General features: G+C 67.9%; 11 protein-coding genes. 8 read left to right on the top strand and 3 right to left on the bottom strand.

The genetic code is table 11. The features are described 5' to 3' along the window. Positions 1 to 29: 29 nt before the first annotated feature. The 3 genes from BUC15_RS01235 to BUC15_RS01225 all read right to left on the bottom strand — a co-directional run bounded on the left by BUC15_RS01235 (position 30) and on the right by BUC15_RS01225 (position 4,342). Positions 30 to 2,204 carry a transglutaminase TgpA family protein gene (locus BUC15_RS01235; RefSeq protein ID WP_073185676.1) on the bottom strand — a complete coding sequence of 725 codons (2,175 nt, stop codon included), beginning with the start codon at positions 2,202 to 2,204 and terminating at the stop codon, positions 30 to 32. After that, positions 2,201 to 3,367, bottom strand: coding sequence for a DUF58 domain-containing protein (locus tag BUC15_RS01230; protein ID WP_139280044.1), 1,167 nt, complete (start codon positions 3,365 to 3,367; stop codon positions 2,201 to 2,203). The genes BUC15_RS01235 and BUC15_RS01230 overlap by 4 nt, the downstream gene beginning before the upstream one ends. 63 nt (positions 3,368 to 3,430) lie before the next feature. Beyond that, positions 3,431 to 4,342 carry an AAA family ATPase gene (locus BUC15_RS01225; RefSeq protein WP_084189272.1) on the bottom strand — a complete coding sequence of 304 codons (912 nt, stop codon included), beginning with the start codon at positions 4,340 to 4,342 and terminating at the stop codon, positions 3,431 to 3,433. Positions 4,343 to 4,622: 280 nt separating this feature from the next. On the opposite strand from BUC15_RS01225, the gene mraZ reads away from it, so the two are divergent. The 8 genes from mraZ to murD all read left to right on the top strand — a co-directional run bounded on the left by mraZ (position 4,623) and on the right by murD (position 14,131). Then, a complete protein-coding gene (gene mraZ, locus BUC15_RS01220; protein WP_073185670.1) occupies positions 4,623 to 5,057 on the top strand; it encodes a division/cell wall cluster transcriptional repressor MraZ in 435 nt (144 codons plus the stop codon). A 120-nt stretch (positions 5,058 to 5,177) separates the two neighbouring features. Next, on the top strand, positions 5,178 to 6,140 hold the full coding sequence (gene rsmH, locus BUC15_RS01215; RefSeq protein WP_281249243.1) for a 16S rRNA (cytosine(1402)-N(4))-methyltransferase RsmH: 963 nt from the start codon (positions 5,178 to 5,180) through the stop codon (positions 6,138 to 6,140). Then, positions 6,137 to 6,667, top strand: a complete 531-nt coding sequence (ftsL, locus tag BUC15_RS01210) for a cell division protein FtsL (protein WP_073185668.1) — start codon at positions 6,137 to 6,139, stop codon at positions 6,665 to 6,667. Before rsmH ends, ftsL begins: the two co-directional genes overlap by 4 nt. A 173-nt stretch (positions 6,668 to 6,840) precedes the next feature. Beyond that, positions 6,841 to 8,652: a peptidoglycan D,D-transpeptidase FtsI family protein gene (locus BUC15_RS01205; RefSeq protein ID WP_073185666.1), complete on the top strand. Its 1,812-nt coding sequence runs from the start codon at positions 6,841 to 6,843 to the stop codon at positions 8,650 to 8,652. After that, entirely contained in the window at positions 8,652 to 10,196 is a 1,545-nt protein-coding gene (locus BUC15_RS01200) for a UDP-N-acetylmuramoyl-L-alanyl-D-glutamate--2,6-diaminopimelate ligase (protein WP_084189260.1), read from the top strand. Before BUC15_RS01205 ends, BUC15_RS01200 begins: the two co-directional genes overlap by 1 nt. Then, on the top strand, positions 10,183 to 11,616 hold the full coding sequence (locus BUC15_RS01195) for a UDP-N-acetylmuramoyl-tripeptide--D-alanyl-D-alanine ligase (RefSeq protein WP_073185664.1): 1,434 nt from the start codon (positions 10,183 to 10,185) through the stop codon (positions 11,614 to 11,616). The genes BUC15_RS01200 and BUC15_RS01195 overlap by 14 nt, the downstream gene beginning before the upstream one ends. Next, the gene (gene mraY / locus BUC15_RS01190) at positions 11,613 to 12,683 is read left to right on the top strand and encodes a phospho-N-acetylmuramoyl-pentapeptide-transferase (protein WP_073185662.1); all 1,071 of its coding nucleotides are present in this window, start codon (positions 11,613 to 11,615) and stop codon (positions 12,681 to 12,683) included. Before BUC15_RS01195 ends, mraY begins: the two co-directional genes overlap by 4 nt. Next, positions 12,665 to 14,131: a UDP-N-acetylmuramoyl-L-alanine--D-glutamate ligase gene (gene murD, locus BUC15_RS01185; RefSeq protein WP_073185660.1), complete on the top strand. Its 1,467-nt coding sequence runs from the start codon at positions 12,665 to 12,667 to the stop codon at positions 14,129 to 14,131. Before mraY ends, murD begins: the two co-directional genes overlap by 19 nt. The last annotated feature ends 5 nt before the right edge of the window (positions 14,132 to 14,136 follow it).

The following is a 14,136-nucleotide window of genomic DNA, read 5'->3' as shown; positions in this document are numbered from 1 at the left end:
TGCTTGTTGAGCCCATTCTATGCGCCCAGTCAATCGGATGTGGCATGGGTCCCCTTACGTGGCGATCGGGTGAAGACGGACGGCGGGACGAAGGTTACCCGGAGGCGCCGCCCCCACGGGGCCACACCCCACAGGGTGCCACGCAGGGCCCGGACCTGTCCGGCTAGTCCACCGGTCACCGCCCCTTCGCGTGAGTAGCGACTGAGCTCCACTGTGTGGGCGATCCCTGCCAGTGTCTCTGCAGCCTCGTCGGGAAGATCCTCGGAAAGCGCCAAGGCCCCGGGGACGGGGGACCCTCCGGGCCACGTCATGCCGTGGTCGCGCAGGGTGGCCAGCGTCTCGTTCCAGGCGCCGTCGGCGGCCTCAGCCGACGACACCCCACCGCGCAGGCGCACGCGTCGCTGGCCCAACCGCACCAGGGCAGGCGCGAAGGCGAGCCCGATCAGCAACACGATTCCAAGGCCGATCCCGAGCCCGGCGCCGCCTCCCCCGGAGGATGTGGCAGGGGCGGTGGGGGTTGCCGTCGGGCTGGGTGGGGCGACCGTCGGTTGCGACGACGCCGGAGGCACAGACGGAGAGGGTTCCTGGGACGGCTCGGCGGAAGGCTGGGCGGCCGGGTCGGTGTATCCGGGATTGCCCGCGAAAGCGGGAGTCGGTTCGAACGGCACCCAGCCGAGGCCGTCGAGGAACAGTTCCGGCCACGCGTGCGCGTCGTGCGAGGTCACCTCGAAGCTGCCGTCCTCCAGCGAATCGCCGGGCGTGAATCCGACCGCCATCCGGGCGGGAATGCCCTGGATCCGGGCCATCGTGACCATGGCCGTGGCGAAGTGGATGCAGTAACCGGACCGGTCGGACAGTAGGAAGGCGTCGATGACGGAACTGCCGGCCGAACTCGGCGCGTCCAGCGAGTAGGTGAACTCGTCGGAGCGCAGGAACGACTGGATCGCGAGCGCCTGCTGCCCCGCGGTCACCGCGTCCCCGACGACATCGGCGGTGAGGGTGGCGACCTCAGGAGAGAGTTCCGAGGGCACCTCCGACAATACGGGGTCGAGCCCGCTTCCGGCCTCCGCTGCCTCGATCTGTTCCCTCGACGGGTTGGGCATGACCGCCTGGGCCGTGTAACTGAGGTTGCGGGTCTGCTCGGTGCGGTCTTCGCCTGCCGCCACGACGGTCAGGGTCGCAGGATCATACGACCATAGCCCGGCCGCATCGATGTCGGTGACGGCGAACGGCACCGGCAGGTACTCGGAAGGCACGTCGGCCATCTGTGTCTCCACCGTCACTTCGGTGCCGGGAGGGGCATCGAGGTCACGCAGCCCGAACCTGTTCAACTGCATGGGCACCAACCGGGCACCGTCGGCCGTGACGCTCGAAAGCGCGACGGTGCGGAGGTAGGTCGGCTCACCGGTGCTCGGCCGGTACGTCAACACCGGTGTGTCGGCTGGACGTCGCAGGTCCTGGTCGAGCCGCACCAGTGGGTCGCTGAGTTGGATCGGCCCGTCCGTGCCCGAGTTCCACGGCTGCTTGGGGCCAAGGGGGACCAGCGGGCTGACCAACAGTGAGACCGCCACGGCGATGGAGGCCAACCCGAGACCGGTCATGACCCTCGAAATATGGAACGGGCTCTGCCGCGAGGCCCGGCCGGTGGTCGGGCCCACCCCCGCGACGCTCAGGAGCACGATCGTGTAGGCGCCGATCACGGGGACGAGGTCGAAGAGGGGTAGGTCGTCGCGCAGGATCACGGCGGAGATCCCGAACGACAACGAGAGCGGCGCGATCGACCAGCCCGGTTGTTCCAGGACGTTGACAAGCAGTTCGACCACGATGATGAGCAGCGTGACCAGGAGCAGGCAGAGCCAGATTGTCCCGGGTGTCGCGGTCAGCGGTGCGGCCTGCGACCGGATGGCTTCTATCCCGTCGAGCGTCAGCGTCCTGAGTGACCCGGCCGGGTCGCCCGGCCCGGCGAGGGTCAGCCCCCGCCAGAGGAGGACCCCGAGCAGGGCGATCACCTGCGCCACCAGGGTCAGGACGCGGGGAGCGCGCATCCGGGCGAGGATCAGCCCGATCAGCGCCGCGGCCGCGAGCAGTGGCACGCTTTCGATGCTGTAGGCCAAGGGCTCGATGAGTGGGGCCAGCGGAAGCAGCGAGAGCCAGACGGCCACTGCGATCAGCAGGCTGGAGAACGGATGGTGTGTGAATTTCATGCGTTCACCCGGCCCCAGGCCTCGGGCACGGTTTCGCCCTGTGCGTAGGTGGCAACCGTCCAGCCGTGTTTGGCGAGCAGGAGGCAGGCGTCCTCGTGTTCGGCGGACGGTGTTCCCCAGGTCGGGGCGTCCGGCACGAGCGCGATCTTGCTGCGGGCCGACGCGCCGGCCGCGCTCAGCGCGGCCGCATCTGCCGCCGACAGTAGGCCGGTGACCGCTACCACCGAGGCAGCCGACGAGACGGCTTCCGGATCGTTGAAGGCCTCACCCAGCCAGGTGTGTTCGGAGGAAGCCAGGTCCGTGAGGGCGTTGAGCATCGCCTGCCTCGCGAGCGGGCCGACGGCATGGCCGGACTCGAAGACGGTGCCAGATGGAGCAACGATCGAGAGCCGGTACCGGCCTACCAGCAGCAACCTCGCGACGGAGGCCACCGCCGAGACGGCCCACTCGAGTGAACCGCGCGGGCCGTGATCGGCGTGCGCCGAGAGACGGGTGTCGACGATGAGGGTGCTCGACGGGTCCCAGGGGTGTTCCTCGAGTCGCACCATCAGGTCGTCGCGCTTGGCGGACATTTTCCAGTGCACCCTGCGCATGTCGTCGCCGTGCCGGTGTTCGCGGACCAGCACGTCATCGGCGCCTGCCTGTCCGATCCGTTGCGGGGTGGCGTCGCCTGCGGCCCCCAACCCGGCTCCTGAGGGAAGTTCGTTCAGTTCCCACACCTTCGGTGTGACCCGCAGCGTGGAATCCGAACCGGCGGACGTGACGGTGCGGCTCGCCATGGCGAGCGGATCGGTGGCCTTGGCCGTCAGCGGCCCGATCTGGAAACGGCCGCGCGAGTCGGCGACCACGCTGTAGCTGACCCCCTGCTGCCAACGGCCGAAGCCTCGGGCGATCACGAAGGAGGCACCGCCGCCCACCGCCTGATCGGCGGCGTCGCTGATCCGCAGTGGGCTTGCCTGCGCCGGAGCGTCGTTGACTGCCCGCAGCACGACGCGGGAGGTTTCACCGACTGGCATGGTCGAAGGCTCGAGCGAGCGCTGATGCCGCAACCGTGGCGGTACGAGCACCAGGTAGAGGAACGAAAGCAGCGGCAGCACCGTGATCGCCAACGCGAGAGCCAGCAGGTCGATCTCACCGATGGCGGCGGCCGCCACTGCCGCCACACCACCGATGATGAGTAGCGCTATGCCTCGGCCCGTAAGCCGTGCACCTCCCCGCAACGTGCCCTACCCCCGCGCCGGGGTCGGGACCGACGCAACGATCGAGGCGATGATGCCGGCCGGTTCCCGGTGCGCGACCTGGGCCTCCACCGTGGGCAGCACCCGGTGCGCGAGCACCTCGACGGCGAGCGAGCCGACGTCCTCGGGGATCACGTAGTCGCGCCCCGCGAGTGCGGCTACGACCCTTGATGCACGCATCAGGTGCAGCGATGCTCGGGGGCTGGCGCCCAGACGCAGATCGGGATGGGTCCTGGTGGCCTCGGAGATGGCCACTATGTAGTCGTTGATCACCGGGGCCACATAGACGGCGCGGATGGCCTTGATCGCGGCCTCGACCGTGGCCGCGTCGGTCACCGGTTGGACCGTGTTCAACTGGTCGCCACCGGCCTGTGCGGTCAGCATCGCCACCTCGGACTGCCTGGCCGGGTACCCCATCGTGATCCTGGCCATGAAGCGGTCACGCTGTGCCTCAGGGAGGGGATAGGTGCCTTCCATCTCGATCGGGTTCTGCGTTGCGATCACCATGAACGGGCGGGAGAGCCGGTAGGTGTGCCCATCTGCCGAAACCTGGTTCTCCGCCATGGCCTCCAGCAATGCGGACTGGGTCTTCGGTGAGGCCCGGTTGATCTCGTCGCCCAGGACGATGTGGGCGAAGATGCCGCCCTGTTTGAACTCGAACTCGCGGGTCGACTGATTGAAGACGGACACGCCGGTCACGTCGCTCGGCAACAGGTCAGGGGTGAACTGGATGCGTTTGACCTCGCCCGCGATCACCCGCCCGAGCGCCCTGGCCAACACCGTCTTGCCTACACCCGGCACGTCCTCGATGAGCAGGTGCCCCTCTGCAAGCAGAACGGTCACCGCCATCCGGATCTGTGTCGGTTTGCCGACGATGACGCGGCCCATCTCTTCTGACATGCGGTTGGCGAGCTGGGACACCTCTGGCAGTGAGGGGGTGGCGTGTTGGATCACCTGGGCTCCTTGGATCTTGGGAGATGTGCGGCGACGCCAAGCCTACAAGTGGGCCGAACCCGTGTTCGGACCGCGCCCAATTGCATTGCCGGGGCCCCGGCCTGGCCGAATGGGTGGAGCGTGTCGCGAGAGGGGCGAAAATGGCTGGTGAGTGGAGTGAAGTGGGGTAATGTGGTGCTCGGTGGGGCAAAGTGGGTGACTGAGGGAGGAAGGAGGTGCCTGATCAATGTTCCTGGGGACATATCAGCCGAAGCTGGACGAGAAGGGCCGCCTGATCCTTCCGGCCAAGTTCCGCGAGGCACTTGCCGAGGGTCTGGTCGTGACGAAGACCCAGGACCGGGCGCTGGCCGTCTACCCGAGAGCGACCTTCGAGGCGAAGATGACCTCTCTGCTCAGTGCACCGAGCACGGTCAAAGAGGTCCGCGACTATCAGCGCATGCTGATGGCGGGCGCCAGCGATGAGATTCCGGACCGGCAGGGCAGGGTGACGATCCCGGCGAACCTGCGCTCGTACGCCGGTCTGGACCGCGACGTCGTGGTTATCGGGGCGGGCGACCGCGCCGAGATCTGGGACGCCGCAGCGTGGGAGAAGTATTCCGAGAGCAGCGAAGAGGGCTTCTCGGAGATGGACAACGAGTTCACGGCTCTCGCGGGGCTGTGAACTCCACCCGGTGATACCCGGCCGGCCCGGCCCTGACTTCACTTCCCCGATGTCAGGTCCGATCCGGAAGGGAATCTCCGGGTGACAAGCGGTGATAGAGAACAAGAAGGGTCGAAATCAGTGACGCAGGGGTTTGCCGACGTTCACGATCCGGTCATGCTCGACCGGATCGTCGAACTGTTGCGCCCGGCTCTCTCCCGACCGGGCGCGATCTTCGTCGACGCCACGTTGGGGCTGGCCGGTCACTCCATCGCGATCCTGAAAGCATGCCCGGAGGCCAGGCTGATCGGTATCGACCGTGACCCTGACGCTCACCGGGTCGCCGAGCAGCGGCTCGGGCCACTCATGGAGCGAGCGAGGCTCGTGCATGCCGTCTATGACGAACTGCCAGACGTGCTGGACGACCTCGGGATCGCCAGCGTCGAGGCGGTCCTGCTCGACCTGGGCCTCTCATCGCTGCAGATCGACCGCACGGAGCGTGGCTTCGCATACCGTGTCGACGCGCCGCTGGACATGAGGATGAATCCGACCGGGGGACCGACCGCCGCCGATGTCCTGAACACCTATCCGGTCAGGGAACTGGCGAATCTTCTCAAGTGGTACGGCGAAGAGCGCTTCGCCGACCGGATTGCCAGGGCGATCGTCTCGGCCCGCGAAATAGCGCCGTTCGAGAACTCCGCCCGGCTCGTCGAAGTCATCTCAGCAGCCATCCCGGCGGCTGCACGGCACACCGGGGGCCACCCGGCCAAGCGCACCTTCCAGGCGCTGCGGATCGAGGTCAACCGGGAGCTGGCGGCACTTGAGGGCGTCCTGCCCGCCGCGCTCGATGCGCTGAGCATGGGTGGCCGGATAGCGGTTCTCAGCTACCATTCCCTCGAGGACCGCCCAGTGAAGCGCGCCCTTACCCGCGCGGCCAGCGACCGGGCTCCCCGAGACCTGCCCGTCGTACCGGACGACCTCAAGGCCTCGTTCCGGCTCCTGACAAGGGGAGCCGAACGGCCAGACGAGCAGGAGATCGCCACAAACCCGCGGGCCGCATCTGCGCGCCTGCGCGCCGCCGAACGGATCAAGGAGGCCGCATGAGCGCCGTACCCGTCACGACGACCGAGGCGCAGACCAGGAAGCCGCCACGGCTGACGCTGGTCCCGAGCCCCAAGGCGTCGCTGTCCACCTTCGGGTTCATCGTCTTCGTGGGCGTGCTCATCGCCGTCGGGCTCGCCGCCGTGTTGATCGTTACGACTTCGGTCGGGACCCAGTCCAACGAACTCTCCGACCTGCGGCGGGAGGCCACGCAACTCGGCTACAAGTCGGCGGCGCTCGAGTCCGAGCTGCAGCAGGTCTCCAGCGCCAGCGCGCTGGCCCTGCGAGCCACGGGGCTCGGCATGGTGCCCAACCCGTATCCGGCATTCATCAACCTGTCCGACGGCACCGTCACCGGGGTCCCGACCCCGGTCGTGGGTGACGAGCTGCCGTTCCTGACCGGTGCGATACCGACGGCGACGCCCTCCGCGGATGCGGCGGCCGCGGTCGCCGCACCGGCAGACCCGGCGGCCGAGGAGGCACTGCCGGATGACCTCTCGGCCGCGGCGCCGGGGCAAGGCCAGCCGTGACCCGGCAGGAGCCGCCCCGGCAGCCCACATCGCGGGGACCGTCCGGCCCACGCTCGTCATCAGGCTCCGCGTCGACGAAACGCCCCGCCGCGCGGCCAGGACCGGGTTCAACCCAGGGGAAGCCGGGAGCACCGGGGACACCTCGCAGGTACAAGCGCACCATCCCGCTCCCCATGGGGCGCATGAGCGTCCGGATCCGGGTGTTCACGCTGGTGGTGGCCCTGCTGCTCGGCACCGCCGGCGTGCGCGCCGTCCAGTTGCAGGGCTTCGACTCGCAGGCCTATGCGGCCAAGGCCGCGGAGAAGATGCAGTCCACAAAGGAACTGCCCGCGACGCGTGGCGATATCACCGACCGTTTCGGTGTCGTGATGGCCACGACGGAGCCGGCGATGCTGGTCTCGATCGACCCGATGATCATCCGGACCAACGGCGCCGACGAACGCTATCCCATGTCGAAGAGGAAGCAGGCGGAGGCCGCGGCTGCTCCCGAGGCCGTCGCCGATCTGTTGGTCAAACACCTCGGTGGGAAGAAGGAGACCTACCTCGCGCTCATCGCCGACGCGGATTCAGAGAAGACCGGCAAGCAATCCAGGTACGCGGTCGTTGCGCGCCGGGTCAGCGCCAACACCTTCACCGAACTCCAGGCGGACCTGAAACTCGGTTTCGACGGCGATGGAAAGCGGCCCTGGTACGGCGTCTACGGCACCAGCGACCCGGTACGGGCCTACCCGAACCGCACCGTCGCCTCCAACGTGATCGGCTTCGTCAACGCCGAGGGAGAGGGCGCCTCCGGCCTTGAGTATGCGCTTGACGACGAATTGACCGGCACGCCCGGCAAGCAGGTCTACGATGCCTCCACTTACGGGCGAATCCCACTGGGCACCTCGATCATGGAACCCGCGGTCGACGGCGTCTCGTACCAGACCACGATCGACTCCGACCTGCAGTGGATGGCGGAGCAGGCGTTGGCCCAAGGCATGACGAATGCGGGTGCCAGCACCGGCAAGTTGATCGTGATGAACGTCAACACCGGTGAGGTACTCGCATTAGCCAATGGGCCCAGCTTCGATTCGGCCGACACCAGCAAGGCCGCCGCCGACGACCTGGGCAACCGGGCGGTAACCGAGGCCTACGAACCCGGTTCGGTGCAGAAGGTCCTGACTATGGCCGCGCTTGCGGACCAGGGGCTCGTCACCCCCGACACCGAGGTGGTCGTTCCGCCCAGCATCGCTTCCGGTGGCGGATCGGTCCGAGACTCGTTCTCCCACGGCACCATCCAACTGACGGCCCGCGGAATCATCGCGAAGTCGTCCAACATCGGCACCATCGAACTGGCCAGGCAGTTGGACAAGGCTGAATTGAACAAGTACCTGTCCTCATTCGGGCTGGGGGCCAAGACCGGCATCGGTCTGCCCGGCGAGTCTTCCGGGCAGTTGCCCGGCCCGGACATGGCCGACTACACCCGCGACCAGATCGCATTCGGGCAGGGCCTCAGCGTCAACGCCGTCCAGATGGCCGCGGCGGTCGCGGCTGTGGTCAACGGCGGCACCTACCACCAGCCGACCATCCTGAAGTCGGCCACCAGGGCAGACGGCACCGAGGTGGAACTACCGACACCGGTCTCGCGCCGGGTGATCTCGGAGGAGGCGTCGAGTTCGGTCGTCGAGATGATGGAGTCGGTGGTCACCCTGAGCGAGAAGCGCGCCATCGACGGCTACCGCTCCATCGGCAAGTCGGGAACCGCGCAGCGTTTCGATCCCGAGTGCAAGTGCTACAACGGCTACACCTCCTCCTATGTCGGCGTTGCGCCGGCGGAGGATCCGCAGATTCTTGTCTACGTGGTCCTCGACGAACCCACCAACGGTAACCTCGGTAGTCAGCTGGCCCTTCCCGTCGTCAACGACGTCCTGCGGCTGGCACTTCCCCGTTACAACGTGGCCCCGTCCACAACCGAGGCACCCGATCTGCCGCTAACGTTCGAGTAATGGAATCTCCGCTTCGACCCAGCAGCCTGCCCCCGGCGACCCTCGGATCCCTGGTGGCGGGGCTCGGTCTCGTGGGCGACACTGACAGCCGGGTTGCCGTCTCGGGTATCACCCTCGACTCCCGCAGCGTCGAACCGGGTTGGCTCTACGTCGCGCTGCCCGGGAGCCGGGCGCACGGCGCCGCGTTCTCGGAGGCGGCCGTCGAAGCCGGGGCGGCTGCCATCCTGACTGACGATGCCGGGCGCGAACTCATCGGCGCTTCGCTGGTGCCGGTCGTGGCGGCCCTCGACGTCCGCTCCGCGATGGCCACTGTGTCGGCCCGCCTCTTCGGGGAGCCGGGCAGGCAGATGACGATGCTCGGCGTCACCGGCACCAATGGCAAGACGACCACCGTCGCGTTACTGCAGAGCGGGCTGATGGCGGCCGACGTGCACACCGGCACCATTGGCACGATCGGGTTCAGGCTCGACGCTGAAGAACTGCGCTCCTCGCGCACCACCGTCACCACACCCGAGTCGCCCGACCTCCAGTCTCTGCTGGCCGTGATGCAGCGACGCGGCGCCGGGGCGGTGGCACTAGAGGTCAGTTCGCACGCGCTCGCGCTCGGCCGGGTCGACGCGATCGGTTTCGATGTGGTCGGGTTCCTCAACCTGGGCCGTGACCACCTCGACTTCCACAAGTCGATGGAGGACTACTTCGAGGCCAAGGCGCGCTTGTTCGAACCGGGCCGCTCCGCCGTCAGCGTGATCTGGGTAGATGACCAGCACGGGGCCGAGTTGGCGGGCCGGGTGCTCGCGCACGGGCGGTCCAGGCTCGTCACGGTCGGTACCGCCCCCGGCGTCGACTACCGGCCGTCCGGTTACCGGGCCGACGGCGCGTTCGGCGGCCGTGCTGTGGTGGCACGTGGCGGAGAGTCGCTGGAACTGCGGATCGGTATGCCGGGCGAATACAACATGGTCGACGCCGTCGTCGCCCTGGCGATGCTTGAGGCCGTGGGCGTGCCGACTGACGCCGCGCTGCGGGGGCTGGCCGTTGCCCAGGTGCCTGGCCGCATGCAGCGGGTCCACCTCGGTGACGACGCACCGACGGTCGTGGTCGACTTCGCCCACACCCCGCAGGCGGTGGAGGCCGCCGTCGGATCACTCTCCGACGTCGGCCCCGTCATCTCGGTTCTAGGCTGCGGGGGCGACCGGGACCCAGAGAAGCGCGAAGGCATGGGCGCGGCCGCCGCGCGGGGCAGCAGGGTAACGATCATCACCGACGACAACCCCCGCACCGAGGACCCGGCCGCGATCCGCGCGCAGACCCTTGCGGGCGCCCGTGGCGTGGGTGGCGCGGAGGTCGTCGAGGTCGCCGGGCGGCGTGCCGCCATCGAAGAGGCCCTCCGTCGGGCCACATCCGATTCCGTCGTGGCGATCCTCGGTAAGGGGCACGAGCGCGGTCAGATTCTCGCCGACCGCACGGTCGACTTCGACGACGTCGAGGAGGCGACGCTGGCCTGGCGTCGGCTCAGGGAAGAAGGGGACAAGAATGCGCGTTCGTAGGATCAGCGAACTGATCGAGCTGATGCAGCCTGCGGCGATTGAGCTCGTCGGGGACGACGCCGACGTCGGCCCGGACGTGGTCATCGACAACCGTGACGCGACGCCCGGTGCCTTGTTCATCGCGTTGCCAGGTGAACGCGTCGACGGGCACTCTTTCGCACCCGCCGCGGTCGCGGCCGGGGCGGCGGGCGTGGTCGGCATGCACCTGACGGACGCCGACGTCCCACACATCCTCGCCGCAGACTCGGTGGACGCCCTCAGCTGGCTCGCCAGGGGAGTGGTAGCGGAGGCCCGCGCACGCGGGATGCTCAGCATCGGGATCACCGGCAGTTCGGGCAAGACCAGCACGAAGGACCTGATGGCGCAGGTCTTCGAGGCCGTCGGCCCGACCGTGGCACCCAAGGGGTCGCAGAACAACGAGATCGGCGTCCCTCTGACCGCGTGCCGGGTCGCCGACGACACGGCCTACCTGGTCTCCGAGATGGGGTCGCGCGGCGTGGGCCACATCGCGTGGTTGACCTCGTTGATCGGTCTGGACATCGGGGTGTGCCTCAACATCGGGCGGGCCCACGTCGGCGAGTTCGGCGACATGGAGACCACGGCCGAGGCCAAGTCCGAGATCGTCGCCGCCGTGGGAGAACATGGTTGGGCCGTGCTCAACGCCGACGACGCCCTGGTGGCAGGGATGGCGGACGCGACCCGCGCCCGCATCGCCTGGTTCGGCGAACACGAACCCGTGGGGGGCGATCTGCGGGTCACCGCCCGTGATGTCGTCCTCAACCCGCTCAGCCAGGCGTCCTTCACCCTGGTCGTCTCCGATGGGGAAGGCGAACGCACCGCCGCCGTCAAGCTCGGGGTCATCGGACGCCACCAGGTCGCCAACGCGCTCGCCGCCGCCGCCGCGGCGCTGGCCGCCGGGCTCGACCTCGGCCTCGTTGCGGAGGCCCTTTCGGGAGCAACCAGCCGGTCGCGCTGGCGGATGGAGCTGACGCGCAGCCCTGGCGGGGTACTGGTGCTCAATGACGCCTACAACGCAAACCCCGACTCGATGTCGGCCGGGCTGCGCACTGCGGTGGAACTTGCCATCGGGAGCCGAATCGAGCACCCCGACGCCCGCGTGATCGCCGTCCTCGGCGACATGCTCGAACTCGGCTCCGCCTCTGCTCAGCTGCACCGGGAGGTCGGCGTGCTCGCCGCCGAACTCGGGGTCGACGAGGTCGTCGCGGTGGGCTCGTTCGCCGACGAGATCGTCGCCGGGGCCACCTCTTCTGGACATGCGGCACGAGCGGCGAATCGGGATGAGGTCGCCTCGTCGCTTAGTCTGGGGCCCGGTGACGTCGTCCTGATCAAGGGATCCCGCGGCGTCGGCCTTGAAATTGTTGCGGCCGAACTGGTTGCACGGGACGGAGAGACGTCGTGATCAACATCCTGCTGGCAGGCGGGCTGTCGCTGGTACTTGCGCTGGTCGGCACCCCGATGCTGATCAAGTTCTTGACCAAGCGGCACTACGGCCAGTTCATCCGGGAAGACGGCCCGACTGCCCACTACGTGAAGCGCGGCACCCCGACCATGGGCGGCCTCGTCATCATCGGTGCTGTGGTGCTCTCCTACCTACTCACGCACCTGGTCCGCTGGCAGACCCCTTCGCTGTCCGGGATCCTGGTGCTCGGACTCGCGGTGGCGATGGGCTTCCTGGGGTTCCTGGACGACTGGGCCAAGATCTCCAAAGAGCGCAGTCTGGGGCTGACCCCCAGGGGAAAGCTGATCGGCCAGGTGCTGATCGGTGCCGTCTTCGGCCTCGTGGCACTGAACTTCCCTGACGCACGGGGGGTCACGCCCGCCTCACCCGCCATCTCTTTCCTGCGAGACATTTCGTGGCTCACACTGCCGCTTATCCTGGCCGTGGTCCTGATCGTGTTCCTCGTCTCAGCCTGGTCCAACGCCGTCAACCTCACCGACGGCCTCGACGGCCTGGCCTCCGGAAGCGCGACCCTGGTCTTCGCCGCCTACACCATCGTCAACATCTGGCAATACAACCAGTGGTGCGGTCGCCTGTCCACGACCGGGCCCCGCTGTTATGAGGTGCGCGACCCGAACGACCTTGCGATGGTCGCCATCGCGTTCGCCGGGGCCTGTTTCGGGTTCCTCTGGTGGAACGCCAAGCCTGCCAAGATCTTCATGGGGGACACCGGGTCGATGGCCATCGGCGCCGCCCTGGCTGGGCTGTCGATCATGACCCGCACAGAACTGCTGCTGGTCATCCTCGGGCTCCTGTTCGTCATCGAGGTCGGCTCCGTCGCGTTGCAGGTCGGCTACTTCAAGGCCACGAAGGGCAAACGGATCTTCAAGATGTCGCCGATCCACCACCACTTCGAACTGCTCGGCTGGCAGGAGGTCACGGTGGTGATCCGCTTCTGGATCATCTGCGGGCTCTGCGTCGCCCTCGGGCTCGGCATCTTCTACGCGGAATGGGTGACTGGGCAGTGACGAAGCAGTGGATGGCGGCCGCGAACCGGCTCTCGGACTGGCCTTCTGCAAACGTGGTTGTCGCGGGCCTCGGGATCTCTGGGTTCGCAGCCGCGGACGGACTGATGTCGCTGGGTGCCAGGATCACGGTGCTCGACGAGTCGGAGGCATATGCCGACAAGGCACTGCTCCTCGAACACCTTGACGTGACGGTACGGCTGGGCTCAGGCGCCACGGCGCAACTGCCGCCCGGCACTGACCTGGTGGTCACCTCGCCCGGCTGGCGGCCCTCGGCGCCTCTCCTGCGGCAGGCCGCCGCCGAGGGGGTGCCTGTCTGGGGGGAGACCGAACTGGCGTGGCGGATGATGCAGCCGGATCGGGTGATCCCGTGGCTCGGGATCACCGGCACCAACGGCAAGACCACCACCACCCAGATGGTCGAGTCGATGCTGATCGCAGATGGACGCAAGGCGGCAGCGGTCGGCAACATCGGCCGCCCGATCATCGAGGCCATCCTCGACGACGTCGACTACGACGTGTTCGCGGTGGAATTGTCCAGCTTCCAGCTGCACTGGATGAACAACGTGCACCTGCACTCGGCCGTGGTGCTGAACCTCCATCCTGACCACCTCGAATGGTACGAGGGGGACGCAGCGATGGAGCGCTACGCCGCCGACAAGGCGAAGATCTACCAGGGAGTAACCAACTCCTGCATCTACAACGTCGCCGAACCGGTGACCGAGAAGATGGTCGAGAAGGCCGACGTGGTCGAGGGGGCAAGGGCCATCGGCTTCACCACCGGCATCCCCGGCCTCTCGATGCTCGGTGTCGTCGACGACCTGATCGTCGACCGCGCGTTCGTGCCTCAACGTCGCGACTCGGCGCTCGAACTGGCGAAGGTGTCAGACGTGCACCCCTTCGCGCCGCACAACCTTGCCAATGCGGTCGCAGCCGCGGCGCTCACCCGGAGCTACGGCGTGGCCGCCGGGTCCGTCTCGGCGGGACTCAGGCGGCTTCAGTTGGCCGGGCACCGCATCGAGAAGGTCGCCGAGGCCGGCGGCATCACCTGGGTAGACGACTCAAAAGCCACGAACCCGCACGCCGCGAACTCCGCAATGCAGGCCTACGATTCGTTCGTGTGGATCGCCGGGGGTCAGGCAAAGGGCACCACATTCGACGATCTGGTCCTCGCGCACCGTGAAAAGCTCCGTGGTGCCGTCGTGATCGGGGTCGACCGGCAACTGATCGCGGAAACGCTTGCGCGACACGCGCCCGATGTCCCGGTCACTGTGCTCGACAGCACCGACACTGAGGTGATGAACGAGGTCGTCGGGCTCGCGGGCTCGATGGCACGACCTGGCGACACGGTTCTGCTGTCACCCGGCTGTGCGAGCCTCGACATGTGGGACGGATACGCTGCCCGCGGAGACAGCTTCGCCGGTGCCGTCAAGAGGTACCTGGCAAGGTAGAAAGG

The sequence above is a fragment of the Tessaracoccus bendigoensis DSM 12906 genome (assembly GCF_900141915.1).
Lineage (GTDB): Bacteria > Actinomycetota > Actinomycetes > Propionibacteriales > Propionibacteriaceae > Arachnia > Arachnia bendigoensis.
The sequence above is the reverse complement of the archived record's forward strand: the minus strand, read 5'-3'. Positions and strand labels throughout refer to the sequence as shown.